The following is a 23303-nucleotide window of genomic DNA, read 5'->3' as shown; positions in this document are numbered from 1 at the left end:
TCGGCTTTCCCAATGCTTTCGACCGTGTGATGAGAGGGAACAGACAATTGTTTTGGTCCTGCCCATGGCACATAGGGAAAGTAGATACCGATGACAGCCGCATATTCTCCGCTGATTTCACAGAGTAAAGCCGTCCGTGTTGCATCCTGGGCTCTGCGCCTTCTTTCTGCTGCCATGTTCCTGGCGGCCGGGGGCGCAAAGATTGCCGGGGTGCCGATGATGGTGGCGATTTTCGACCAAGTGGGTTTTGGTCAGTGGTTTCGCGTGTTGACGGGCATCGTGGAAGTCGGCGGCGCGATCGCGCTGCTGGTGACCGCAAGCACGGCATTCGGCGCTCTGACGCTCGCTGTCACCATGGTGTTCGCCGTCCTCACTCACCTTTTCCTGATCGGCGGCAATCCATTGCCAGCCATAGTGTTGCTGGCGATGACCGGCACAGTGGCGTGGCTCCACCGTCGCAGCTTCGCTGTCATTTTGGATGCCCTGCGTTAAACGCCAGGCGGTTCAATCACCAGATATCACCGTCATTGCGGGCGCGCACTTTGCTCGCAATGAGTTTCAGCTCTCGTCAGAGGCACTGATGATACGTTTCACTGTTTTACTCCTTGCGTGTTTAAGTCTGGCATCTTGCCACACTACCCAAATGGGCCAGTCGCTGGGCTGGAAGGAGCCACAACGCGGCGACACGACGGACGCCTACTGAGCGTTCACTGCGATTGAAACTTGGAAGGAGTTCTCCTTGGAAATCGGTATCGATAGTTTTGCGATGCTTTTGACTGACCCTGCCACCGGCCGGTTGCAGTCGGCCGCCGATCGTATGGCAAGCGTCCTCGCCGAGGTCGAACTGGCAGACCAAGTGGGGTTGGATGTCTTCGGGATGGGTGAACACCACCGCGCAAATGCTCTGGACTCAGCGCCGGCGATAATCCTGGCTGCCGCCGCAGCACGGACGAAATCGATCAGGCTGACAAGCGCAGTCACAGTCCTCGGCGCGGCCGACCCCGTCCGTGTCTTTCAGGATTTCGCCACTCTTGACCTTATATCTCGCGGCCGGGCCGAGCTCGTTGTCGGTCGTGGTTCGTCCGTTGATGCCTATCCTTTGTTTGGGTTCGATTTGCGCGACTACGACGCGCTCTTCGTCGAGAAGCTCGAGCTTCTGCTCAAGATCAGAGCCAACCCCAAAGTCAACTGGCAGGGCCGGTTCCGCCCCTCGCTGAAGGGCGAGGGAATTTATCCGCGTCCCTATCAACACGATCTGCCAATCTGGCTCGGCGTGGGCGGAACACCGGGGTCTTTCGCGCGGGCTGGAACGCTTGGCTTGCCGCTGATGATCGCGATCATCGGTGGCAGCTTCGATCGCTTCCGGCCTCTTGTGGAACTCTATCGCGACGCTTGGCGCGACGCTGGCCACGATCCGGACAAGCGGAAGATCGGTGTCCATGCTCTCGGCTTTGTCGCAGAAACCGACAAGGCTGCGAAAGGGGCGTTTTTCCCCGGCTGGTTTCAGATGTTTACGGAAGCGGGAAAGGAACGAGGGTGGCCGCCGCCGACAGAGGCGCAATTCGAGCACATGTGCGGCCCGAACGGCGCGTTCCTGGTCGGCAGTCCACAAACGGTGGAGGACCGGATAGTCGCCGCCGATAAGGCCTTGGGAGGCGTGTCGCGGTTCACCTTTCAAATGAGCACAGCCGCACTGGATAATGACGCGATGCGACGCTCCATCGAGCTGCTTGGCACTGAAGTTGCACCGAAAGTTCGTAAAGCAACGGCCTGGCGCCAATCGGCTTGATCGAGCTGCAAATGAGCGTCATGAGCCAAGACCGCTCAGGCGCTTGACTGATCCGGCTATACGCCGAGAAGCTCACCTCGGCCTGCGCAGTTCGTCCCGGCGAAACCTGAGACAAGGGCGTTCTCAGCCCCGCCGCCCTCCCTTCGATATGGTGAAACGCCGCCGCAGTACGGCGCCGGCGTCTCGGGCGGCGAGCACCCTTCGACAGAGTGCTATCGTGGCGGCGACCGGTCATGAAGGTCCTTCGGGCTTCATGGCGGCGCTCAAGGGGAGATGCCGACCATTCTGAGTTTGTCGCGGAAGCTCGCTATGGCTTTTTCGACGCCCCCGCCGCAGGGAAACTTGAAGCCGCAGCCAGCTTATCTGCGCGAGCGCCGGAGAACCGATATCACCACCTTGTGTAAGTTTTCAAAAAGCGGTTAGCTGCCATTGTTGAGCTTCGTGTGCTGAGACGTGTCCGCATTCCGAGGAAAATCTCGTGCACTGGTCGAAACCCCTAAGACTGCATCTCGGCGTCCTGGTCGTCGCATCGCTGCTGTGCACGTCGACGCCGATCATCTGGATGGCCTTCAGCCACGGACGCGATGCTGCGGTGAGCGCGGGCGTGCAGCAGATGCGCGAGATGAGCTTGCGGCTGATCGAGGGATACCGGAATACGCTGCAGGGCGGCACCGAGGCGGTCGCACTCGCCGCGACCCTGCCGCAGCTTACTTCCCCGCCGCCCCAAGATATCAAGGCAAAACAGCAATTCTTTCTGGAAGTTCTGCGAAATGTCCCGAACGCGACGAGCATCTACACGGGCTATCCCGATGGCTCGTACCTGCAGGTCATCAATACGGTAAGGGACGATGTTCGCCAGACCCTCTCGGTGCCCGAAGGCACGGCATTCGCGGTCAGAACGATTGCACAGAGACAAACGACCGACGTCATATCGACGCTTCGCTTTCTCGACAGCCAAGCCATTGAGATAGGGACGAGGAACGTCGAATATGCATCCTTCGATCCGCGGCAACGCCCGTGGTATCAATCCGTCGTTCAGGACGGTATCCCGGTTTCCGTTGGACCCTATGTCGCCGGCACGCTCAAGGTTCCGACGCTGACAATCGCAGCACCGATGCGGGACAATGGCCAGGTGGTGGTCGGCATCAACATTCACCTGCAGACCGTCAGCCGCCTGCTGGACGCGGGTCAGATTTCGCCGCGAGCAAGAGCCTACATCATCAATGGTGGCGGTGATCTCGTCGCCCATTCCGACCCGGCTGTCATGAGCAGGATCATCGGACTATGGTCGAGAACGGCAGGCGCCTTTGCCGCGAGCGCCAACGGTTTCGACACCAGCCTCGCAACCGTGGCCCGGCTCAGGCAGGATCCCGCCTTTGCCAATGGCGGCCTGGCGCGGGTCGATTTCGATGGTGAAAGTCATCTGGTGCAGATTGCCCCCGTCAGCGTGTCTGGCCTGTTTCAGGGAAGCGTGGCCGCAATCGTCGTGCCGCTGGAGGACCTGGTGGCTGAGGCCAATCGGCTGCTTGTGCGCAATCTCCTCATTGCCAGCGCCTTCGTGATCGCGGGTGTCGCTGCAACGGTGATGCTGTCGCGCATGGTCAGCCGCTCCCTCTATCGCCTGGCGGACGAGGCGCGCAGGATCGGCGATCTCGACGTCGGCGAGAAGGGCGTCTCCCATTCCCTTATAACGGAGATCAACACGCTGGCGAGCGCGCTGGCGGCAAGCCGCCATGCCATCGGCCAGTTTGCCCTCTATGTTCCGCGCGAAGTCGTCAGGCGGATCATCGATCCCCAGGGAAGAACCGCCGTCAAGGCGCAGCGGCAGGATGTGACCGTGCTCTTCACCGACATCCGCGACTTCACCACCATCTCCGAGCAGCATTCGCCCGAGGACGTGGTCGATACGCTGTCGGCCTATTTCGAACTGTTGAACACCATCGCCGAGCGCCATGGCGGGACCGTCGTCCAATATCTCGGCGACTCCATTTTCGTCATGTGGAACGCCCCTGTTCCCGATGCCGGACATGCCGAAAACGGCTGCCGATGCGCGCTTGCCATGAAAGCGGCGGTCGACGACGTGAACGAAGCCAATCGTCAAAATGGCCGTCCCGCGCTCGTCACGCGATTTGGATTGCACACCGGCCCGGCGGTCGTCGGCAGTTTTGGCGCGATTTCGCGACAGCAGTACACAGCCATGGGCGATACGATCAATGTCGCCTCACGGCTGGAGGGACTGAACAAGGAATTCAATACCTCGATCCTGGTGAGTGCGGCCACACGCGACGCGGTCGCCGATCGCTTCCACCTTCGCCCGCTCGGCCTGGTGCAGCTCAAGGGACGCGCCGAGAAGGTCGATCTATGGGAGCTTGTCGGGGATATCCAGCACCTTACAAATCCGTAAGTTGAGGCCGAAGCCTGATCAGCTAGATTGCTGCCCCAGGCATCCGGGAACGATCGGGCTGATGCGAATCCTGCTTATCGAGGACGATACCAAGACGTCCGATTATATCGCCAAGGGTTTTTCCGAGGCCGGGCATGTCTGTGACGTGTTCGGCGACGGCCGCGATGGGCTGTTTCAGGCGCAGCGCGAGGCCTATGACGTCATCGTCGTCGATCGCATGCTGCCGGGCCTCGATGGCCTGGCGATCGTGCGTTCACTGCGCGCCGCCAAGGTCGGCACATCGGCGCTGTTCCTGACATCGATCGGCGGCGTCGACGATCGGGTCGAGGGGCTGGAGGCGGGCGGCGACGATTATCTCGTCAAACCCTTTGCCTTCTCCGAGCTGATGGCGCGCGTCAATGCGCTTGGCCGGCGGCCGCCGGTGCAGGAGCAGAGGACGGTGCTGAGGGTCGCCGATCTCGAGCTCGATCTGATCCGGCGGGAGGCCCGCCGCGCCGGCCAGGTGATCGAGCTGCAGCCGCGTGAATTCACCCTGCTCGAGGTGCTGATGCGCGGCGAAGGCCGGGTCATCACCAAGACGATGCTGCTGGAGCGGGTCTGGGATTTCCACTTCGATCCGAAGACCAGCGTCGTCGAGACCCATATCAGCCGCCTCAGGGCCAAAGTCGACAAGCCGTTCCAGGCCCAGCTTCTGCATACGGTTCGCAACACCGGATACAGCCTGCATGCGCCTCGAACAGGATGATTTCAGGCCCATCGGCCTGAAAATCTCAAATCCTGTTCGCAATTTAAAGAGTAAGAGCATGATGTCGTCCGAAAACCGCGCACACTTTTCGGCATCATGCTCCAGCCTGCGCCGGAGCACGCCGTTCCGGCTTGCCGTCACTTTCGGCGTGCTCTTCGTCGTCACCTTCATGTTGAGCGGCGCGATCATCTATCACATGCTGCGCCTCGGCCTCGGCCGCGATCTCGACCAGTCGCTGACCGAGATGAATTCGCTTGTTGTCTCGACCTACGAGCCCAACGATACCGAGGATCTCGTCAACACGCTGAACAATTATGCCAGCTTCCAGTCGACCTCCGACGGGCTCTACTCGCTGACCGACCATGCCGGCAAGAAACTCGCCGGCAATTTCGCAGCCCCCCGCATCCCGAACGGCGTCTATACCGTCACCTCCAGGGATGTCGGGCTGAAGGGGCATGAACGCTACCGGATGCAGGTCTCGACCATCGGCCCCTACAGCCTGGTGGTGGCGGAAAACTTCAACGATGTCGACGAGATGCTGCGGATCGTGCTGGTGAGCTTCGAATGGGCCGCCGCGATCGTCGTGGCGACAGCGATCGGCGGCGGCGTCTTTCTCGCCGTTCGAGCCCAGGCGCGGCTCGACCGGGTCGCCCTCACCATGAACGATGTCTCGCTTGGCCAGCTTCAGGCCCGCATTGCGATCACCGGAAACGGCGACGATCTCGATACGGTGGCAATCCAGATCAACGCGGCGCTGGAGCGGCTGCAGAGATTGGTCGAGAGCATGCGGCAGGTGAGCGCCGATATCGCCCATGATCTGAAGACGCCTCTGAACAGGCTGCGCCTGACGCTGGATGCCGCGGTGGCCGGCAACGACCAGCAAGCGGATGTTTCGGCTCTACTTGACGAAGCGAGAAACGAGAGCGACCGGATCAATGCCACTTTCGAGGCGCTGCTGCGCATTTCCCAGATCGAGGCCGGCGCCCGCAAGGAGCGTTTCCAGGCGACCGATATCGACGCCGTGCTTGCCGTCATTTCCGAGGTCTATATCGACGTCGCCGAAGACGCGCTGATGTCGCTTGATATCGCGGAGCGCTGTCCCGCGCTCATCCGGGGCGACCGTGATCTGTTGACGCAGATGATCGCCAACCTGGTGGAGAACGCGATCAACCACTGCCCGGCCGGAACCGGCATCACGGTTTCGCTCCGTTGCCAGGGCGGCCGCGCCATCGTTTCGGTCGCCGATACCGGCCCCGGCATTCCCGCCGGCGAAAGGGACAAGGTCTTCCGGCGTCTCTACCGGCTCGACAAGAGCCGCACGACGCCGGGAAGCGGGCTTGGGCTCAGCCTCGTCAAGGCGATCGCCGAGCTGCATGCGGCCGAGATCACCCTGGCGGACAATCATCCCGGCCTCATCGTTTCGATCGGCTTCCCGCTGATGCCAGCGGAGAAGCCCTAACCTCTCATCCCGGAGGAGCGGTTCTAACCGCTCACCCCGGGGGAGCGGCCCTAGCCGCTCAGCCCGGGGGAGCGGCCCTAGCCGCTCACCCTCCAAGCCGCGAGACGGCGGAAGCGACGAGCAAACCGGCGCACCTCAGCCGCCGTTCGATATGGCAGGACACTCCACGGCCGGCGGCGGCCCAGCCGATAGGTCGAAAGCCCTGCCTGGATCTGGGAACAGGGATCGGCCCTTTGGCTGACCGGCAGCGGATCGACGAAGCAGGCGCTCAGCCCATCATCGAACTCCAGATCGAAGGCGAGATCATAGGGCAGACGCATGGGCATGAGCATATCGGCAATCCAGCCTGCCGCCTTGCGATTGATCAGATAGGCGCCGGACCCCTTCTCGCGGGTGAGCGCGATGGCAAGCGAGCGTGACGCGGTCAGCGGCTCCACCTTGTGCTTTTTCCCGGAACTGACGGTCGACAGCCGCAGGATGTCCCAGCGCGCCTGATGCTCGAGGGCGGCCTCGAGCAGCTCGGCCAGATCGTCATCGAAATCGAGATCGTCTTCCAGAATGAGCGCGAACTCGGCATGGCTGCCAAGGAAGCGCTTGGCGCATTCGACGTGGCTGAGATAACAGCCGATCTCGAAAGGGTTTGGCCGGCGGCCGTGCCGGCTGAGATAGGCTGCTTCGTCGAAGCCCGGATGCGGTAGGCTCAGCCCTGCCCCATCGACCGCCGCCACGCGCTCGAAGGCAAGGCCGAAGCTTGCCAGCAGGCGTTCCATTCGAAACCGGCGCAATGGCGCGCGGTCGAGATTGATCAGGTAGGTGTTCACCCGCAGGCTGACCGGATGAAGGGCCGGCATAAGGGCGGCAGGTGCGGTGCGCATGTTCATGAGAGAGCTGACCTTCGACTTGGCAATGATGGCGCCAAGCCTGCGCTCCAAACCTCACGGGGACCTCGCTGGAACTATACATTTTGGTAAAGTGCGAGGGTCGAACAACCGAGGCTGCATTTCTTACGGATTGGTATGATCCCGGCAAAGTGCGCGTGAGAATGCCGCGCTACCAGCACTCGTGCGGCACGCAGTGGACGCCTCCCTTCCCGCGATCGAAACCGACAACCAGCGAGCCTTCGATGACGACAGCGACCCACTGCGTGCCGCGCCGGATGGCCCCTGGCTTGAGCAACCTGCCTCCTCATTGATCAGAGTCGAAGGTGACGTGTTGGAACTCCATCTGTGTCTTCTCAAACCAGCATCGACTGCTGGGCGGAGATACCCGCCGTCGCGCCCTGCGATATTGCCGTGGTGACCGAGGCCATGAGGGGGTTTGCAAGATCGCCGGCAGCATAGATGCCGGGCGTGCTGGTTTCGCGGCGCTCGTCGACCTTGAGGGCGATGCCGAAGGGCGTATTGACCGTGGCGAGGCCCAGTGAGTCATGCAGGCTTGCAGACGGCTTGTTGCGCGGATGTGCGAACAGGATGTCGACCGCGGCATTGCGGCCGCTCTCGAGATTAACGGTGGTGATATGGCCCCGGTGATGGGCGATTTCGGCGATCCGGCCATCAACGACAGGTATGTTGCGGCGCGCCAGATCGGCCCGGATATCGGGTGCAATGTCGTGACCATCGGCGAAGACCGTCAACGTGTCGGTCCAGTCGTGGTACAGCCTGACATAATTGTGCGACGGCGGGCCGGACCAGACGAGGCCCCAATGCTGGCCGGCGACTTCAAAGCCATCGCAATAGGGGCAGGGCACGATGGATGTGCCCCAGCTTTCGGCAAAACCCGGAACAGCAGGCATCTGGTCGGCAACGCCATAACTCAGGATCAGGCGGCGCGCGCCAAGGCTTTCGCCATCGCCAGTGAGGACGGAGAAATCGTCGATGGTGCCGGAGATGCCGTCGGCCCGGGCATTGACCAGCTTGACCGTGGGATAACGCGCCAGCTGCTGCCGCGCCTCGGCCAGGATGTCCAGCGGTGGCTTGTGATCGTGGCCGAGCAGACCATGCGAGTGGCCGGCGAAGCGATTGCGCGGCAGGCCGGTATCCAGAACGGTGACCTTGCGGCGGGCACGGCCGAGCTGAAGGGCGCCGGCGAGACCGGCAAAGCTGCCGCCGATGATGATGACGTCATCCATGGTGATGGGCTCCGTGTTGCGGATGGAGGGGGTTGGGTTGGGCCAGGCGCAAAAACTCATTCAGCGATAGGCATTCGATATCGCCAAGCGGCCCAGGGAATCTTGATTTGGAAGACAGAGTAAAATCCATTCTTCGGCTTGCGCATTTCAGATACTACGTAGTATCGTAATGCAAGAATTAAGATACTGTCAAGGATCGTAATTGTCGTGACCGAAAACAGCCAGAGCCGGCGCGGCCGGCCCGCCAACGAGGCGCTTGGCCAAACGATAGTCGACGCCGCGTGCGAACTCTTTGTGGAATTGGGTTTTCAAGCGACGACATTGGACAAGGTCGCCCAGCGAGCGAGGATATCCAAGCTCAGCATCTATCGGCACTTCGAGAACAAGGAGGCGCTGTTCAGTGCGGCCATCGCGGCCCACTGCCATCAGTTTGCACCACAGGCCCTTGTTGAAGGCGTCGACGGTTCGGCAGAACATCAGCTCATGGCGGTGGGAACATCCCTGCTTCGCACGCTGTTGAGCCCGGAGGTGCGCAGTGTCGAAGCCATGATCATGGCCGACAAGACGAATCAAACGTCGTTAAGCAAGCTCCATTACGAAGCCGGCCCCGCCTATGTCATCGCCCAAATCGAGGCCCTGTTGCGTCAGTTGCACACGAAGGCGGTTCTGAACGTGCCCGATCCTCTCCAGTCCGCCCGCTTATTTGCCGCGCTTATCAAAGGATCCGATCTCTTGATTATCGCACGCTTCGATGAGGCGAGAGCAGAGGACGATAACGAAATAGAATCCTATTGCCGGTCGGCCGTCGCCATGTTCGTCGCCGCGCACGGTGGCAACAATCACGCGGGCGGATAGCCTGGTTAAGAACGGATCAGAACAAGGATATGGCATGACAGAGGAAAATGTTTATCAGGTAGCCGACTGGAAAGGCCAAAGCGGGGAGCGCTGGGTCACTTACCAGGCCCGGCTCGATGCCATGATGGCGGTGTTCGGCCAGGCCGCGATCGAAGCCGCCGCGCCCGCTACAGGCGAACGCGTGCTGGACGTCGGCTGCGGCACGGGAGCGTCCAGTCTGGATCTGGCCGCCCGCGTCGGCGCGGGGGGCCATGTGCTAGGCGTGGACATATCCGAACCGCTGATCGGCAGAGCGCGCGCGCGAGCGCCGCAGGATATGCCGGTCCTGTTCCAGGTGGCCGACGCCAGCAGCACCGAGTTGCCCGAGGGCGCGTTCGACATCCTGTTCTCGCGCTTCGGAGTGATGTTCTTTGACGATCCTACGGCGGCGTTCGCTCATATGCGGCGTGCGCTCAAGCCGGGCGCGCGGGTCGCTTTCGTCTGCTGGCGCGGCATGGCCGAGAACGATTGGGTTCGCTTGCCGATGGGCGCGATCAAGGGCATCCTCCCGCCGACGGCGCCGCCCGGTCCCGAAGCGCCCGGCCCGTTCTCGTTTGGCGACCAGGGGCGGGTAGCGCGCATTCTAACGGCGGCTGGCTTCACCGATGTCGCTATCGCGCCCTTCGATGCCTCTATCCCATTCGGCAAGGGGGAGACGCGGGATGCGGCGCTCGACGACGCGGTGAAGATGACACTCGAAGTCGGCCCGCTGGCGCGCTCTCTCGCTGATCAGCCCGACGACATCCGTGCCCGCGCCTCGGCTGCGGTTCGTGCCGTCTTCGCGGGCTGCCCCGGTGAGCGGTCGGTGATGATCAACGGCGCGGCGTGGATCGTCACCGCGCGCAATCCGGCAAGCTGACAGGGATTAATACGCCAAACGAGAGGTTTGCGATGGGAGCAGCGATTTCATTACCGGCGGATTTTGACGCGGAAGGTCTTCGGCGTCTGGCCCGCAAGAGCAAGCATGCGGCGCAGGCGCGTCGTCTTTTGGCACTTGCCTTGATCTATGGCGGAGGCTCGCGCTCGGATGCAGCGCGTCTTGGCAATGTCACCCTTGAGATCGTGCGTGACTGGGTCTTGCGGTTCAATGCGAATGGCAACGGAGTCCTAGAGATCCGGCTAAGACGGCCCCAACCTCCGTCATTCCAGGCCTTGAGCCTGGAATCCATGCCCACGGCTGACTGAGGCGAGAAGTGGATCCTCGGGTCAAGCCCGAGGAGGACGGAGCGGGGGTGAGCTTTGGAGCAAGGACAGCGACGCATCCGGACATGATCGACGGTTGAGAACTTCTCTGTCGACGCGATCGTTAAATTGATGGACAGCCGGATCGTCTGGATCGCGCTTCAAAGTCGGCATCACCGATCCCTGCCTGATAACTATCATCATCGATCGTGTTCCGCCCAGTTGTGTCGGCATCGTTTTTCAAGAAAGGTTGCGACATGAGTGAACACATCAAGATCGACATTGACGCCCTCCGCAAAATTGGGTGGGATCATTGGGATCCTATCGGAATACGCCAGCTCGATGACTCAGCTTGGCGAAACAACGCAGCCGATGAATACGACACCTATCTCCTTCAGGCCGCCAACATGATCCTGCAGGGCGCGACATGCGAAACGGTTGCTGCCTATCTCGATGACATCATTTCCGGTTCGATGGCACTCGGACCTCCAAGCGAGGCCGTTCATCGCGCTTCCCTGCTGACGGCCGAAGCGATCTCGGCCTATTTGCAGGTCGATCGAGCAAGCTTCTGACACACAGGCGTCTTCGAACAGTCTTCGGAAAGGGAAAAATCTTGGCCGAGAATGACTATGATGCCTTCGCGGCGGCTTATGATGCCGATAACGAGGTCAATGCCTGGAATGCCTATTACGAGCGGCCGGCTATACTTGCCCTGGTTGGCAATGTCGCCGGACTTTCCGTGCTCGATGCGGGATGCGGCGGCGGGGCGCATGCGGCAGCACTGCTTGAGCGCGGGGCTGTTGTGACCGGGATCGACGCCAGTGCCGGCATGCTGGAGATCGCGCAACGTCGCCTGCAAGGGCGTGCGCGGCTGCTATCGGCGGATCTGAACGATCCATTGCCGTTTACGGACAAGGCTTTCGATCTGATCCTTGCCTCGCTGGTCATGCATTATCTGCCCGACTGGTCGGGGCCCCTTTCGGAGTTCAACCGACTGCTGCCTGAAGGCGGCCGCCTGGTTTTTTCCACCCACCATCCCTTCATGGATCACGCCTCGACCGGCCGCGACAATTATTTCGAGACGTACGGCTTCGATGAGACCTGGCAGCGCGGCGGAAAGGATATCGCCATGCGCTTCTGGCATCGGCCGCTGCACGCCATGTTCGAGGCGCTGAAGTCGGCCGGATTTCAGATCGACATCGTCAGCGAGCCGCAACCCGATCCGCAAGCCCGCACGCTTTTTCCGCAGGCCTACCAAAGCCTGACGACCAAGCCGCGGTTCCTGTTCTTCTCGGCTGTGAAAGCATGAGCACGTGGATGAGGAGAGCCTTGCTGTTACGGCCGGGACCGCAGTCTTGCGGCTTAGCTACGAAAGTGGGCAGCCCCTGCGAGCTGCCCTTCGAAATGCAGGACTGCCTATTGCGCTTGCTTCCTCATGGCTTCGGCAATCTGCGCCTTGACGGCACTCAACCCGAAGCTCGCGCCCGTCTGCATGGGTGGGAATTCGACGGCGGATTTCGCCAATTGTTCTACCCGCTGCTGTACAAGCACGAAGCGCCAGAACTCGAATTTATACCATTCGAAATATTCGAGGGAGCCGGTGTTCCCCTTGTAAAACGCTGTCCGCTCGAACGGGTCCAGACGTAGATTGACGATGGTCGGCGCACCCAATGTCACTGTGTCACCGAGCCAGCCGCCGGGCTGTTCCTTGAAGGTATATTTGTAGTCTTCGACGCGGGCGGCGCCGAGAGCACTTTCGGCGAAATACCAGATTTCGTGGCGGTTCGACGGACCCGACCCGGTGATCATGCTCGTTTGGTCATAACCGTCGAGATACACTTTGTACTTCTGCCCGTTCATTTCCTTTCCGGCCTTAAGTTCCACGGCAATATTGGCATTGCCTGCGGCCGCGGTGAAAGTCGGGAACCAGTCGAGGCCCGAAATCAAGCCGTTACCGATTGAGCCGGCGGGGACATGTCCAGGCCAGCGGATCATTGCCGGTGCGCGAAAGCCGCCCTCAAAGGTCGTGCCCTTCCCGCCATAGAACGGCGTCTGCCCGCCATCAGGCCAGGTAAAGTTCTCGGTTCCGTTGTCGGTGGTGAACATGACGATGGTGTTGTCGTCTACGCCCATATCCTTGAGCTTTTGCATCGTAGCGCCCACGATGTCATCAAGTTGCGCCATGCCAGCCTCGTGAATGGTCCATCCATTCTCCGAGTTGCGCATATTTTCATACTTCTCCGAGAGATGCGTTACGATGTGCATGCGGGTCGGGTTGAGCCACAGGAAGAACGGCTTTCCGTCGGCCTTGGCCTTTTCGATGAACTTGAAAGAGAGGGACTGGATTTCGTCGTCAACGGTCTTCATGCGCTCAGGATAGAGCGTGCCGGCATCCTCGATCCGTTGTTTGCCCACCTTGCCCCAGCGCGGCATTTCTGTCGGATCATCCACCTCTGTCGCCCAGGAATGGACCATGTTGCGTGGCCCGACGACGTTCAGTTGGTCCTGCGGATAACCAGGGTGCGCGGGGTCTTCCATCGCATCGAGGTGGTAGAGATAACCGAAGAACTCATCGAAACCATGAACGGTCGGCAGGAACTCGTTCAGGTCACCGAGATGGTTCTTGCCGAATTGTCCAGTGGCATAGCCCATCGACTTGAGCACGGTCGCGAGCGTGGGGGCAGCAGCCGGCAGACCGATCGGCGAACCCGCCTGGCCCACCGTGGTCATGCCCGTGCGGACCGGCAACTCGCCGGTGATGAAGTTCGCACGGCCTGCCGTGCAACTCGCCTCGGCGTAGTAGTCCGTGAAGAGCATGCCATCGGCCGCAAGCTTGTCGAGATTTGGCGTGCGGCCGGCCATCATACCGCGATTGTAGGCCCCGATATTCCAGATGCCAACGTCGTCGCCCATGATGACGACGATGTTTGGTTTCGGCGTTTGGTTCTGAGCGATTGCCGGTGCACTTAACGTGACAGCAAATGCCGAAGCCAGTAGTCCGAAACAGAGGTTTTTTGTATAGCTCATAATTACTCCTCCTCCTGAGTTTTGCGCGCCCGTTACGGCACCGGTTTGAACGGTGCTACGGTGCGTGCAATGCGGTAGGCTGAAAGTCGTTCGTGGCTATGTATTATGCGCCGAAGGGGCGATCATGCCTGCTGGTGCAGGTGGGATCGGCGTCAAGGACGGCTGTGTTTGCCGGCATCGGCAGATTGTCTCGCAAAGAGCTGCGGTAGACAGAGTTCGATCCCGCTCTGAATATCGCACAACTTTAGCTCAGCGACTAGGCGAGTTTCTCAGCTTATGCGAGACAGCCCAGCGGGAATAGGACGTCTGCTTCTGGCCCAATCAGACCCGGCTGCCGCCTGTCGCCCCAAAGCTGCCAAGCGCAATTCAACGGAGATCGGGCTTCCGTCAATCGCGACATCTGGAAAGGTCTTCCGAGGAAGATGGCAATGACAAAGCGGGCTTGTGTTATTCGGCAGTTCCCGCAATGGGTAAGGCAACAGACCAGACGACAGGCACCGCCCCCGTCATTTCGTCTCCTCCCAATGGCTTTGCCAGAGGTCGAGCCTCGGCTTCAGCGGATCGGCTCCGACCGTTGCGCCGTCATTGCCGAAGTCGATGACCCTGTCGGCGAATGGGTCGTGGTGAGGCCATTTTGGCCGTGAGCCGCTATTGGGGTCACCCCTCCTTGCAAATTCGAGCCAGTATTCGCTTGCCAATGTGGCCATGGCCCAGTCGGCAGGTGTCACCTTGTCTTTCACCAGTGCGTTTGGAATGCCCAGCGTATACGGAATTTCGAAGCCGTGCGGAGTGCCTTTCCATGCCGGATCGTTGCGGAAAGCCTCGGCGACATAGGAGAAACGATACCACCACGTCGGTTGACCAGCGCGGATCATCTCGTCAGCGAGGTGGCGGGATGGTTCGACAAGCGTCTTGTCGGCCAGAACCTGCTGCTTCAGCTCATCGAGGGTCTGTTGACCGCTGGGATCGTAGAGGCTGCGGGCTTCGGCTGCATGATTGCCGAAGAGCGCGAAGAGATCGTCTTTCGTCGCGGCCTCACCGATGCCGAGATCACGATCATTTGCCCCGACGATGACCGGAACCGGCGCCTGACGGCCCGCCGCAAAAGCCGCTTCCGGCGTTTCGAGCAAAAATCGTCCGTCAATGATCGCGCCTGAGATGCCGATGACAGGCTTGCCTGTCGACATTCCCACAAGCACCTCTTGTGCCGATGCGCCTTCGGTGAGCTTTTCCGCAGGCAGCGCCCGAAGGGCGGCGAGAGCCTCGGCATCGCTGCCAGTGATTCCCAGAGAAGCCGCATAGTCCAACGCGATTTTCTCTGCTTCCTTCAAAGGTGACAAAGGCGTGCTCTGCGCCCGCGCGGTCGGCAGACCCGGCGACTGTAGAATGGCGCCCCGGAACAGCCCGCGTGACAGTGGCGATATCATGTGCGCCATCACCGAGCCGCCACCGGCCGACTCTCCGAAGATCGTCACTTTCTTCGGATCGCCGCCGAAGGCTTCGATATTCTGCTGGACCCATTTCAGGGCGGCCAGCTGATCCATGTAACCATAGTTGCCGACGGGCTCGTCAGGGGATTCCTTCGTCAGCGCCGGATGGGCAAAATAACCCAGTCGGCCCATGCGGTAGTTCATGCTGACGAACACAACTTTCCCGGCGGCCAGCTGGCCACCGGGATATTGAGCGGTGTTTCCATGGGCAAGAGCGCCGCCGTAAATCCAGACCATCACCGGCAGCGGTGTGCGGGGACGTTTGACGGGTGTCCAGACATTGAGGGTCAAACAATCCTCCGACTTCGGCAGGTCATCGGTCTGCATGCAGGACGGACCGAAATTGCGGGCATCCCTAATACCGCTCCATGTCTCCGCTGGCCGCGGATTGCGCCATCGCAGATCACCAACCGGCGGCGCCGCATAGGGTATGCCCTTGAAGCTGACGACCGTGCCCGACCTCTCACCCTTCAGCATTCCGCCGTCGATCGTAACGGTGTCGTCTGCCGCAGCTGATCGTGGCGCAAACGCCATCGGAAAGGATGCGACGGCCAAAAAGAGCAGAAACGTGCGACGGCCGTCCACAAACACTGCACTCTCCAGCGCCAAGTTGAGTGAGAGCAAAATACTCCCATAGGACGGCAACGGAAAGGGTTCATCAGGCATCGCTAAAGTGCGCTATTGCTCCACGGCGGCTGTCGGCTCGACCAGCGGGGAGCTTGGCGAAAACGCACCCCCAACCTCCGTCATCCCAGGCCTCGAGCCTGGGATCCATGGCCGCGGCTGATGGCTGGGCCTCGGGTCAGGGCTACGGCAGTTCGCTTTTCGCCAGAAGCAGCCAATCAAACTTCTCTATTTCGGAAACAGGAACGTCAGCGCTACACGAAAACCTCATCCCTCCGGGCCGTGTTCGGGTGACTAGACCCAGTAGCGTGCTCCTGCAGCGAAGCTCACTGGTTGCTCGCCGAACTTCAGAACTCTCATGCCCTATCCCCTCTGGATAATCGAACTTGGCAGCGTCGGGACTACAGTTCCTTGGTCATCGGCGGATGCTTCCACTTGCCCTCCAGCGCTTCCTCCTTCGGCCAATATAGCCGCATGAAAGCGATGAACGGCCCTTTGGGCGCGGGCAACCAGTTCGCCTCCTTGTCCTTGCCGGGCGATTCGTTCTGGACATAGAACGTCAGGCCGCCGTCGGCGTCCTTCACGAACTGCGGCAGCATCGGCGAGTTGAGCAGGTAGCGGTTGATCGGATTGGCAACGAGCAGGCTCTGCGGAAGTTCGTACATCGTCAGCGACCAGAAGGCATTGACGGGTGGCAGTTGCCCCGGCGCGAAGCGGAGGGCGTAGCGGTTGGCACCATCCAGCTTCTTTCCGTCGGCATCGACGGCATAGACCGGATACATTGCCTCCTGTTTCGAATTGCCCCCGATGCCGAGCACGGCACCAGCCATGCGGTAGAGGTAATTGTTCTTCAGATACTCCCGCGTGCCGAAGACGTCGCCGGAGGTCACTTCGCCCGTGTCGATTTTCTGTTTCTCAAGAGTTGCCAGTTCGTTCCAGGCATCGGCCATGCCTTGTTCGAAGGCAGCCTTCATCTCCGGCGAAAGCTTGTCGAAGTCGATGGTCTTGCCGGCGCCGACGCCGATCTTGGCAAAACGCGCCATGAGTTCGGTTTCCGACGGATCGGTCGGGCAATACTGCAGGATGAAGTTCAGGATGTTGAAAAACTCCGGCGACGTCTTCTCCTCTTCGGGCGTCAACGTCTTGATGAAATCAACAGCGGGCGCGGCTGCTGGCGCTGTTTGGCCGAGAAACACCGAAAGCGGCTCCGCCTTGTAGCCGGCCTGAACTTTCTTGACGTTGTCGATATCGTCCGGATTGAAAAGCTGCGTGCGGTAGGCGGCCCAGATAAAATCGGTCTCCGAGCGGATCACTTTCTTCACACCCGAGGGCGTCTCACCTTTCCAACCCGGACCGGCGACGAGGAAGCTGCCCCCGTCATTGCCGGTCGTGCGGCTGCCTAGATAGGCGAAGTTGAAGGTGTAGGCGTCGAGCATTTGGACGCTGAAATAGCGATCCTTTTCAATCGGAGGCACGGTGAGCACCATCGGTTCAGTGCGCAGATCCAGGCCCAGCCATGAGTACGGCGTATCCGAGTTGGGCGTTTGGATTGCCGTGTCAGCGGGCGTGTAGACACGGGGAGTATTGACGATCTGGTTCCATGGCCCCTTGTATTCGGGATTTTTGGTATCGACGAAATAGGCGTGCTGGATGCGGTAGCTGTCCACCATCGGGAAGCCGTAGACATAGGCTTCCTTGGCGATGGCGCGGACTTCGGCCGCAGTGGCTTCCGCAGCTTGAGCGGCCCGGGGGCCAAATCCCGCTACGGCCGCGGTAAGAATCAGGCCATTTGTGAACTCGCGTTTTGTTAAATTCATGGCGTTTTCCTCCCGCGCCAATTGGCGCGCTCGAAGCGCGAAAACGCAAGTATGTTACAGTAACCTACGAAGGCCTGTGCGATCGAGCGCCCATTGACGTGAACAGGTTTCACCCCAATACGGTCAGGCCAGCCAGTCGACAACAGGAGTGTAATCGTGAGCGAATCGACCGTAGCAGATGCAACAAACCGCATTTATGAGTCGCTTCAGGCGGACAACGCCGACATCGACGTGCATATCGCGGCCCTCAAGGCAGCGTTGACGCGGGCGGGTTTAAAGGAGGCCGTATTCGACCCCGCTAGGCTCGTGCAGAATAACCGTTCTGGCAGGAAGCGGATGGAGGCCTACTTTCGGCAGCGCGGTGTCATGGTGAAATTCTCAGCCTCGTGAAGCCTTCCTATGAAGGCAGACGGCTGTAATCGCAGATGTCGCAGCATGCCCCCTCGCCCCGCTCCGTTCCCTCCACCTTTGCCGGCCCCTTGTCCATTGACCTGCCAGTTCGCGCGCGCCTAAGCTAGGGTATGGGCGAGCCTGAAATTCCTCTTATCGGCGGCAAGGATTCGAACGTCGTGCGCATAGGCGAAACGGTGCGGCGTGGCGGACGCGCGTGGTCTCCCGCGGTTCTCGACCTGCTGCGGCACGTCGAGCGCCAGGGATATGATGGGTCCCCGCGTGCGCTGGGCCTCGATGATCAGGGACGGGAAGTCCTCACCTATATCGAAGGTGACGTCGGCAATGGCGAAGGCTTCCTTCCCGATAAAGGCGGTCGGTTTGACCTCCGTCTCCCGGATTATGTCTGGCGCGACAACGTCCTCGAGCGCCTGGGACAATTGTTGCGATCCTACCACGATGCTGCAGCCAGCTTCTTATGGAAAGATCGCGAATGGCGTCTTGACGCCCGCCACCCTGTTGAAACGGTCTGCCACAATGACTTGACGCCGTGGAATACGGTCTTTCAAGCAGGGCTCCCGGTGGCTTTCATCGATTGGGACGCGGCAGCGCCGGGACCGCGCTCCTGGGACCTTGGCTTTGTCGCCTGGCGTTGGGTGCCGTTCTGGCGTGACGAGAAATGCGAGGCGCATGGCCTGCAAACGGGCGTCCGCGAGAAAGCCCGGCGCTTCCAATTGTTGCTCGATGCCTACGGGATAACGCCGGAGATCGGCATCATGCAGGCCGGAATCGAACGGGTTCGGCAAATGCAGCAACATATGCGCAACCTTGCCGCAGCGGGCTCCGCCTGGGAGATGGAATTGGCCAGCCGTGGTGTGCTTGACGAAGGGATGCTTGAGGTCGCCTGGATGGAAGAGCATGCGATGGACCTGATGCAGCGCCCATGCGGATGAGCAGCTCCGGCGTCAACCGGCCCTTGCCCCCGCAGCGGCGTGAGCCCCCTGCACGGCCACGAGAGCAGCGGCGGCGGCATCCGGTGCAGGTGTTCGGCTCGATTGGCACGGAGTCTGGCGAAAACGCACGCCCCATCCTCCGTCATCCCAGGCCTTGAGCCATCGTTGTCGGGTTCTCGCAATGGCTGCCCCCACCCTAGCCTTACCGGGATCGAGCCACTGGCTCTACCGTCCTGAGGCCGATGGGAACGGAGAGGCTGCCGTAAGTCTCTTCTCCCGTCGGGGAGAAGGTGCCGGCAGGCGGATGAGGGGGCCACCCGGCACACCCTCCCGTACAACCTATCCTGCAACGCCGTGCCCCATCACCCTGAACACGGTCGAGACATTGCCGTCGCGGCCGAAGCCCGCATGGACGTTGTTGAAAGACCGGTTTCCGCGGCCCCCTCATCCGCCCTACGGGCACCTTTGCCTGGGTTGAGCCACCGGTCTCAACCCGTCCTTTGGACCCCCGCTGGGGAGAAGAGGGAATCGAGACGTCGCAGTATGCCCCTCGCCCCGTTTCCGCCCGTGTCTCCAGGCCGCGGCACGCAGGCCAACGTGGATCCTCGGGTCAAGCCCCATAGGCGCTAACTTAGTCTTGACGGTGATGATCGTCGATGATTCACCGTGGTTATGAGCGATTTGTTGCAAGCGTTGGATTGGGACGAGCTGGTCGGACGATTGGGCTCGGCGGAAGAATTAGAGGCGAGCGCACGCAAGGCCGGCGCGCTGCTTCGCAAACGGCAGGTGGGCGGCGCGGTCGACCTGTTGCGGTTGTGTTTTGCCTATGTGTTGGGTCGGTTTTCGCTTCGGACCTTGGCGGCCTGGGCCGATCAGCGGGCGCTCGCGTCGATGTCCGACGTAGCGATGCTTAAGCGTCTGAAGGCCAGTGCCGATTGGGTGGGCTGCCTGGTTTCGGAGTTGCTTGCCGAACGCTGTCCCGAGGCCTTCGCCGGCGTACATAGTGACCTGCGGCTGATGGCGGTTGACGCCACGGTGGTTGCACCGCCTGGGCCTAAGCGGGCCTACTGGATGGTGCATACGGTGTTCGACCTTTCGCGGCTGACGCTCTGTTCGGTGGAAGTCACCGATCGCCATGAAGCCGAACGACTGTCGCGCGGCGTTAAGGCCGGCGAGCTTCGGATTGCCGACCGCGCCCACGCCAAGGCGGCCGATCTGGCTGAGGTGGTCGAGGCCGGGGCCGATTTTCTGGTCCGCGCCCCTTCCAACTACCCGCGCTTGCTGGATAGCGACGGCCAATTGCTGGATCGCTTGGCACTCTGCCGTGAAGCGGGCGAGAAGGGCATGCTTGATCGGTGCGTGATGATCCAGGACGGCAAGTCCAAGGTCGAGGCGGCGGCACGGGTGGTGATTTTACCCTTACCACCCGAGGCGGCTGAGAAAGCCAGGCGAAGGGCCCGCCGGTTGGCCGCCAAGGCGCGATACAGACCCAGCCAGGCCGGCATCGAGATGGCTGGCTATCTGGTGCTGCTAACATCGCTCACAGCCGACGACTGGCCGCCGGAACGGCTCGCCTCGACCTATCGCCTGCGATGGCAGATCGAGCTGGCCTTCAAACGTATGAAGTCGCTGATCGGTTTGGAAGACCTGCGCGCAAAGGACGCCGACCTGGCTCGCCTGTGGATCAACACCGCCCTGCTTGCCGCGCTACTGGCCGAAGATGACCTGCCGGCCCTCGATCCCGAGGCGCCGGACTCTCTCCCCCTGGCGGCCTGAACCGATCGACCTTGCCAATCTGGCGTCTCGTCGCCATCGCCATCACCAACATCTCTATCGCCGTCTTGCACGGCCCCATCAGGCCGATTGCCATCGCCCGGCTGCTCCATCGACTGCGCGAGCCACCGCGAAGGCGACGAGCCATCGCACATCGACAACTAAGTTAGCGCCTATGGGGTCAAGCCCGAGGAAGACGGAGGGTGGGGTGAGCTCTGCGGCAAGAACAGCGCTGGCGGACGGGATGTGGGCGAATTCCGCGTCCGTCGCTGTATCGCGTCATTCGAAGTCGAGGACGTTGCCGTGCGGTTTACCACCGCGCTCCTCGGCAACATACCATTGCAGCCATGCGGGCTCGTCGATAGCGCCGTGTTTTTTCAGGGCTTCAAACAACATCCCGGCAAGCCGCTCGGGCTTGGGAACCCGGCCTTTATCGATTACGAAACAATCGAGCCTCTTGTGGGGGAAAACGCCCTCCGCAGGAATCCTGGGGTCAGTGATGAAAAACCGTGCGACCTGCGCGGAGAACCGAGCACCGTCTTTGTGCCGTGTGACATGGTAGATGCCGCCGGAATCAGAGCCTCCCCCGCGAGAAAATTCGACGTAAAATTCCGGCGACAGGTCGAGGTCGTTCATTCGCAAATCCTACAGCAGAAGCGAAGCGTAGCCGAAGGGTTAGCGCAAAAAGTCCCTGCCTTCCATATGTCGGGCTCGGCAAAGCCGAAGCTGCTTCGTATAGGTTTGGAAGCCGCCCACAGGCATTGCACCACTCCATCACCCACCCCGCGCCCCTCGCAACGCCGTCAACCCCCTGCGCAGCCACAACAGCTGCTGCGGCGGCATCTGGCGCAGATGTTCGTAATCCATCACCGTGACGTTATAGACCGTGCTCCTGACCTGCGGTCCATCAGGGCAGCGCAGCAGGATGCCCTGCAGCGCCATCATGCGGTTGCTGGCCTTGCGGGCGCGGTCGGCGAGGGTGTCGGTGACCTCGCCTTCATGGCCTTTGACGGTAAAGAGCGTTTGCGCCCTCGGACTCGGGGCCGGGATGCCTGTGGTCTTGTGGTAGCGGGCGATTGCCTCGGCGTAGTCGTCGCCGGCCTGGCGCTGTTCTGAAGTGATCAGGCCGTCGAGAAACATGCGGCCGAGGGTGTAGCCGGCAAACGGGCTCTTGACCGTCTCGTCGGCCACCGTCCTGTCAAAGCCGTGGATGCGACGGCGGGCTGCGATCGCCACGCTGATATTCTGCTTCTCGGTTTCGAAGGGCTTGATCTTGCCGCAGGGAAAACGCTCGACATTCTCCTTGCGCGGCCGGCCGGCGCCCTTGTTGACCCGCCCTGTCTTCACCTTGGTGGCTTTGCCGCCCATGCTGATTGTCCTTCTATCGAATGATGCCGTTTCTGAGTGCGGCGGCGACCAGCGCCGTATCCTTGAAGACGCCGAGCCGCGCCTTGGCGTTGGCAATGTGCGTGTTCACGGTGATGTGGGAGATGCCGAGAATGGTGCCGATCTCGGCGGCCGTCTTGCCCGCCGCCATCCAGCGGATGATTTCGGTTTCGCGTGGGGTGACGTTGCTCATGGCTCTGCAGGCCCATCGATGCTGGGCACGCGCGGCATCGTCACATGCGCGCCCGACATCGTCACCCGCGTCACCCGATCGGGGTGGCGGATCGGCTGGACGGGCGGGCCCGCCTTCGGCTGCGGATGCCAGGTATCCTGCCTTGAGGGGAACCTGTCGCGGTTGCGGTGCGCCATGTTGATGACGGTGTTCTTCTTCGAGCCGAAGAGGTTGGCGATCTCTCTCGCCGACAGCCCTTCCTTCCAGAGCTTTTCCGCCTTGACGATCTTGTCTTCCGTCCAAAAGGTGATGGTCATCTCAATGCCTCCTCGTGTCGTGCGGCCCTTGCAATGATCGGGTTGTCGGGAAACATCCTCGCCAGCTCCCGCTTGGCGCTGCGGCTACCGTTCGCCGCGTCGCGCAGCAGCTGCATCTTGTAGGCTGTGACCTTTGGCTGCGGCGTCTCGGGTTCGGCTTCCATGCGCGGGCGGCTCTCGGCCTCGATCGCCGCCTGCTGATGGCGGCATTGCTCGGCGAAACTGGCTGAGCTCGGGGCGAAGGCGCGGTTATGATCCCTCACCTTTCCTGAAATGAAGAGTTTGGCGGCCTGCCAGACCGCCTCCAGCGGGATGCCGTCGATGGCGACGAGATAGGCGCGGATCTGCATGTCGGGATCAGTGCCTGCGGATGCCGGGAAACCCGAAAGCATCCCAGCGATGATCTTCACCGGAGAGGAAATCTCTTGCGGCATCGACTGTCGTCCTTCTCGTACTGCTGTTGATCGACCCGGCTTCCCTCGCCTTCTCCTTGAGGTACCAGTCGCATTTGATTGCCTGCCAGCCGCGGAAGATCTGCATCTCGGCGGCACCGACCGGGTCGCCGGTCAGCAGATATTCCCTGGCCTGCATCCTGGCGGCATAGACCGTCAGCGGCTTCTTCAGCGTGCGCTTGCGATGCTCGATGATCGCTGCCGCGAGCTCCTCCCCCAGCACCGGGCTGAGGATGTCCATGATCTCCTGGCTCATTGTGTCCTTACCCATGCGATGTCCCTTTCGCGCTTGAGATGGCCT

General features: G+C 61.2%; 24 protein-coding genes and 1 pseudogene. 13 read left to right on the top strand and 12 right to left on the bottom strand.

Annotated features, from left to right (window positions below; genetic code table 11):
- Window positions 1-90 precede the first annotated feature (90 nt).
- The 5 genes from AB8B31_RS04125 (at window position 91) to AB8B31_RS04105 (ending at window position 6397) form a co-directional block, all read left to right on the top strand.
- Complete coding sequence (locus AB8B31_RS04125; protein ID WP_018241025.1) at window positions 91-492, top strand: DoxX family protein; 402 nt, start codon at window positions 91-93, stop codon at window positions 490-492.
- 247 nt (window positions 493-739) lie between these two features.
- On the top strand, window positions 740-1789 hold the full coding sequence (locus tag AB8B31_RS04120) for an LLM class flavin-dependent oxidoreductase (protein ID WP_018241024.1): 1050 nt from the start codon (window positions 740-742) through the stop codon (window positions 1787-1789).
- 478 nt (window positions 1790-2267) lie between these two features.
- Window positions 2268-4193, top strand: a complete 1926-nt coding sequence (locus AB8B31_RS04115) for an adenylate/guanylate cyclase domain-containing protein (protein ID WP_018241023.1) — start codon at window positions 2268-2270, stop codon at window positions 4191-4193.
- Between the two features lie 61 nt (window positions 4194-4254).
- Window positions 4255-4938 (top strand): winged helix-turn-helix domain-containing protein, encoded by a 684-nt coding sequence (locus AB8B31_RS04110; RefSeq protein ID WP_018449596.1) that lies wholly within the window; start codon window positions 4255-4257, stop codon window positions 4936-4938.
- Between the two features lie 58 nt (window positions 4939-4996).
- The gene (locus tag AB8B31_RS04105) at window positions 4997-6397 is read left to right on the top strand and encodes a sensor histidine kinase (protein ID WP_026188299.1); all 1401 of its coding nucleotides are present in this window, start codon (window positions 4997-4999) and stop codon (window positions 6395-6397) included.
- Window positions 6398-6474: 77 nt separating this feature from the next.
- Here the strand turns inward: AB8B31_RS04105 and AB8B31_RS04100 are convergent, their stop codons facing one another.
- From AB8B31_RS04100 to AB8B31_RS04090, 3 genes are all read right to left on the bottom strand, one after another.
- Window positions 6475-7278: a glycosyltransferase family 25 protein gene (locus AB8B31_RS04100; RefSeq protein ID WP_026188298.1), complete on the bottom strand. Its 804-nt coding sequence runs from the start codon at window positions 7276-7278 to the stop codon at window positions 6475-6477.
- A 169-nt stretch (window positions 7279-7447) separates the two neighbouring features.
- Window positions 7448-7573: a hypothetical protein gene (locus AB8B31_RS04095; RefSeq protein ID WP_018241019.1), complete on the bottom strand. Its 126-nt coding sequence runs from the start codon at window positions 7571-7573 to the stop codon at window positions 7448-7450.
- Between the two features lie 58 nt (window positions 7574-7631).
- On the bottom strand, window positions 7632-8525 hold the full coding sequence (locus AB8B31_RS04090; protein ID WP_018241018.1) for an NAD(P)/FAD-dependent oxidoreductase: 894 nt from the start codon (window positions 8523-8525) through the stop codon (window positions 7632-7634).
- A gap of 207 nt (window positions 8526-8732) precedes the next feature.
- Between AB8B31_RS04090 and AB8B31_RS04085 the strand changes: the two genes are divergently transcribed.
- The 5 genes and pseudogenes from AB8B31_RS04085 (at window position 8733) to AB8B31_RS04065 (ending at window position 11910) form a co-directional block, all read left to right on the top strand.
- The gene (locus AB8B31_RS04085) at window positions 8733-9380 is read left to right on the top strand and encodes a TetR/AcrR family transcriptional regulator (RefSeq protein ID WP_439007354.1); all 648 of its coding nucleotides are present in this window, start codon (window positions 8733-8735) and stop codon (window positions 9378-9380) included.
- 34 nt (window positions 9381-9414) lie between these two features.
- Entirely contained in the window at window positions 9415-10278 is an 864-nt protein-coding gene (locus AB8B31_RS04080; protein WP_018241016.1) for a class I SAM-dependent methyltransferase, read from the top strand.
- Between the two features lie 32 nt (window positions 10279-10310).
- Window positions 10311-10517: pseudogene (locus AB8B31_RS04075) on the top strand (IS630 family transposase); the annotation flags it as partial.
- A 341-nt stretch (window positions 10518-10858) separates the two neighbouring features.
- Window positions 10859-11173, top strand: coding sequence for a hypothetical protein (locus AB8B31_RS04070; RefSeq protein ID WP_018241014.1), 315 nt, complete (start codon window positions 10859-10861; stop codon window positions 11171-11173).
- A gap of 41 nt (window positions 11174-11214) precedes the next feature.
- Complete coding sequence (locus AB8B31_RS04065; protein WP_018241013.1) at window positions 11215-11910, top strand: class I SAM-dependent methyltransferase; 696 nt, start codon at window positions 11215-11217, stop codon at window positions 11908-11910.
- A 107-nt stretch (window positions 11911-12017) separates the two neighbouring features.
- Here AB8B31_RS04065 and AB8B31_RS04060 read toward each other — a convergent pair whose 3' ends face one another.
- The 3 genes from AB8B31_RS04060 to AB8B31_RS04050 form a co-directional block, all read right to left on the bottom strand.
- On the bottom strand, window positions 12018-13628 hold the full coding sequence (locus AB8B31_RS04060; protein ID WP_018241012.1) for an arylsulfatase: 1611 nt from the start codon (window positions 13626-13628) through the stop codon (window positions 12018-12020).
- Window positions 13629-14134: 506 nt separating this feature from the next.
- The gene (locus tag AB8B31_RS04055; RefSeq protein WP_018241011.1) at window positions 14135-15709 is read right to left on the bottom strand and encodes a carboxylesterase/lipase family protein; all 1575 of its coding nucleotides are present in this window, start codon (window positions 15707-15709) and stop codon (window positions 14135-14137) included.
- Between the two features lie 434 nt (window positions 15710-16143).
- Complete coding sequence (locus tag AB8B31_RS04050) at window positions 16144-17559, bottom strand: DUF1254 domain-containing protein (protein ID WP_245268215.1); 1416 nt, start codon at window positions 17557-17559, stop codon at window positions 16144-16146.
- Between the two features lie 153 nt (window positions 17560-17712).
- Between AB8B31_RS04050 and AB8B31_RS04045 the strand changes: the two genes are divergently transcribed.
- The 3 genes from AB8B31_RS04045 to AB8B31_RS04035 all read left to right on the top strand — a co-directional run bounded on the left by AB8B31_RS04045 (window position 17713) and on the right by AB8B31_RS04035 (window position 20678).
- On the top strand, window positions 17713-17949 hold the full coding sequence (locus AB8B31_RS04045; protein ID WP_026188297.1) for a hypothetical protein: 237 nt from the start codon (window positions 17713-17715) through the stop codon (window positions 17947-17949).
- A gap of 131 nt (window positions 17950-18080) precedes the next feature.
- On the top strand, window positions 18081-18902 hold the full coding sequence (locus tag AB8B31_RS04040) for a phosphotransferase (protein WP_018241008.1): 822 nt from the start codon (window positions 18081-18083) through the stop codon (window positions 18900-18902).
- 672 nt (window positions 18903-19574) lie between these two features.
- The gene (locus tag AB8B31_RS04035) at window positions 19575-20678 is read left to right on the top strand and encodes an IS4 family transposase (RefSeq protein WP_018241007.1); all 1104 of its coding nucleotides are present in this window, start codon (window positions 19575-19577) and stop codon (window positions 20676-20678) included.
- 276 nt (window positions 20679-20954) lie between these two features.
- On the opposite strand, the gene AB8B31_RS04030 is transcribed toward AB8B31_RS04035, so the two are convergent.
- The 6 genes from AB8B31_RS04030 to AB8B31_RS04005 form a co-directional block, all read right to left on the bottom strand.
- Window positions 20955-21311 carry a hypothetical protein gene (locus AB8B31_RS04030; RefSeq protein WP_018241006.1) on the bottom strand — a complete coding sequence of 119 codons (357 nt, stop codon included), beginning with the start codon at window positions 21309-21311 and terminating at the stop codon, window positions 20955-20957.
- A gap of 138 nt (window positions 21312-21449) precedes the next feature.
- Window positions 21450-22043 (bottom strand): hypothetical protein, encoded by a 594-nt coding sequence (locus tag AB8B31_RS04025; protein ID WP_018241005.1) that lies wholly within the window; start codon window positions 22041-22043, stop codon window positions 21450-21452.
- A 13-nt stretch (window positions 22044-22056) separates the two neighbouring features.
- Window positions 22057-22254, bottom strand: a complete 198-nt coding sequence (locus AB8B31_RS04020; protein WP_018241004.1) for a response regulator transcription factor — start codon at window positions 22252-22254, stop codon at window positions 22057-22059.
- A complete protein-coding gene (locus AB8B31_RS04015) occupies window positions 22251-22550 on the bottom strand; it encodes a GcrA family cell cycle regulator (RefSeq protein WP_018241003.1) in 300 nt (99 codons plus the stop codon). Before AB8B31_RS04015 ends, AB8B31_RS04020 begins: the two co-directional genes overlap by 4 nt.
- Complete coding sequence (locus tag AB8B31_RS04010) at window positions 22547-22942, bottom strand: hypothetical protein (protein ID WP_018241002.1); 396 nt, start codon at window positions 22940-22942, stop codon at window positions 22547-22549. The genes AB8B31_RS04015 and AB8B31_RS04010 overlap by 4 nt, the downstream gene beginning before the upstream one ends.
- Window positions 22908-23273, bottom strand: a complete 366-nt coding sequence (locus tag AB8B31_RS04005; RefSeq protein ID WP_026188296.1) for a hypothetical protein — start codon at window positions 23271-23273, stop codon at window positions 22908-22910. Before AB8B31_RS04005 ends, AB8B31_RS04010 begins: the two co-directional genes overlap by 35 nt.
- Window positions 23274-23303: the final 30 nt, after the last annotated feature.

It is taken from the genome of Rhizobium sp. 62_C5_N11_2, assembly GCF_051811185.1.
Lineage (GTDB): Bacteria > Pseudomonadota > Alphaproteobacteria > Rhizobiales > Rhizobiaceae > Rhizobium > Rhizobium leguminosarum.
Note: the sequence above shows the minus strand (reverse complement) of the source record. Positions and strands in the feature narration are given on the sequence as shown.

Coding starts and splice junctions, on each gene's coding strand:
- AB8B31_RS04125 (WP_018241025.1), top strand. CDS start 91: ATGACAGCCGCATATTCTCCGCTGATTTCACAGAGTAAAGCCGTCCGT.
- AB8B31_RS04110 (WP_018449596.1), top strand. CDS start 4,255: ATGCGAATCCTGCTTATCGAGGACGATACCAAGACGTCCGATTATATC.
- AB8B31_RS04105 (WP_026188299.1), top strand. CDS start 4,997: ATGATGTCGTCCGAAAACCGCGCACACTTTTCGGCATCATGCTCCAGC.
- AB8B31_RS04100 (WP_026188298.1), bottom strand. CDS start 7,278: ATGAACATGCGCACCGCACCTGCCGCCCTTATGCCGGCCCTTCATCCG.
- AB8B31_RS04090 (WP_018241018.1), bottom strand. CDS start 8,525: ATGGATGACGTCATCATCATCGGCGGCAGCTTTGCCGGTCTCGCCGGC.
- AB8B31_RS04080 (WP_018241016.1), top strand. CDS start 9,415: ATGACAGAGGAAAATGTTTATCAGGTAGCCGACTGGAAAGGCCAAAGC.
- AB8B31_RS04070 (WP_018241014.1), top strand. CDS start 10,859: ATGAGTGAACACATCAAGATCGACATTGACGCCCTCCGCAAAATTGGG.
- AB8B31_RS04060 (WP_018241012.1), bottom strand. CDS start 13,628: ATGAGCTATACAAAAAACCTCTGTTTCGGACTACTGGCTTCGGCATTT.
- AB8B31_RS04050 (WP_245268215.1), bottom strand. CDS start 17,559: ATGAATTTAACAAAACGCGAGTTCACAAATGGCCTGATTCTTACCGCG.
- AB8B31_RS04040 (WP_018241008.1), top strand. CDS start 18,081: ATGGGCGAGCCTGAAATTCCTCTTATCGGCGGCAAGGATTCGAACGTC.
- AB8B31_RS04035 (WP_018241007.1), top strand. CDS start 19,575: ATGAGCGATTTGTTGCAAGCGTTGGATTGGGACGAGCTGGTCGGACGA.
- AB8B31_RS04030 (WP_018241006.1), bottom strand. CDS start 21,311: ATGAACGACCTCGACCTGTCGCCGGAATTTTACGTCGAATTTTCTCGC.
- AB8B31_RS04025 (WP_018241005.1), bottom strand. CDS start 22,043: ATGGGCGGCAAAGCCACCAAGGTGAAGACAGGGCGGGTCAACAAGGGC.
- AB8B31_RS04020 (WP_018241004.1), bottom strand. CDS start 22,254: ATGAGCAACGTCACCCCACGCGAAACCGAAATCATCCGCTGGATGGCG.
- AB8B31_RS04015 (WP_018241003.1), bottom strand. CDS start 22,550: ATGACCATCACCTTTTGGACGGAAGACAAGATCGTCAAGGCGGAAAAG.
- AB8B31_RS04010 (WP_018241002.1), bottom strand. CDS start 22,942: ATGCTTTCGGGTTTCCCGGCATCCGCAGGCACTGATCCCGACATGCAG.
- AB8B31_RS04005 (WP_026188296.1), bottom strand. CDS start 23,273: ATGGGTAAGGACACAATGAGCCAGGAGATCATGGACATCCTCAGCCCG.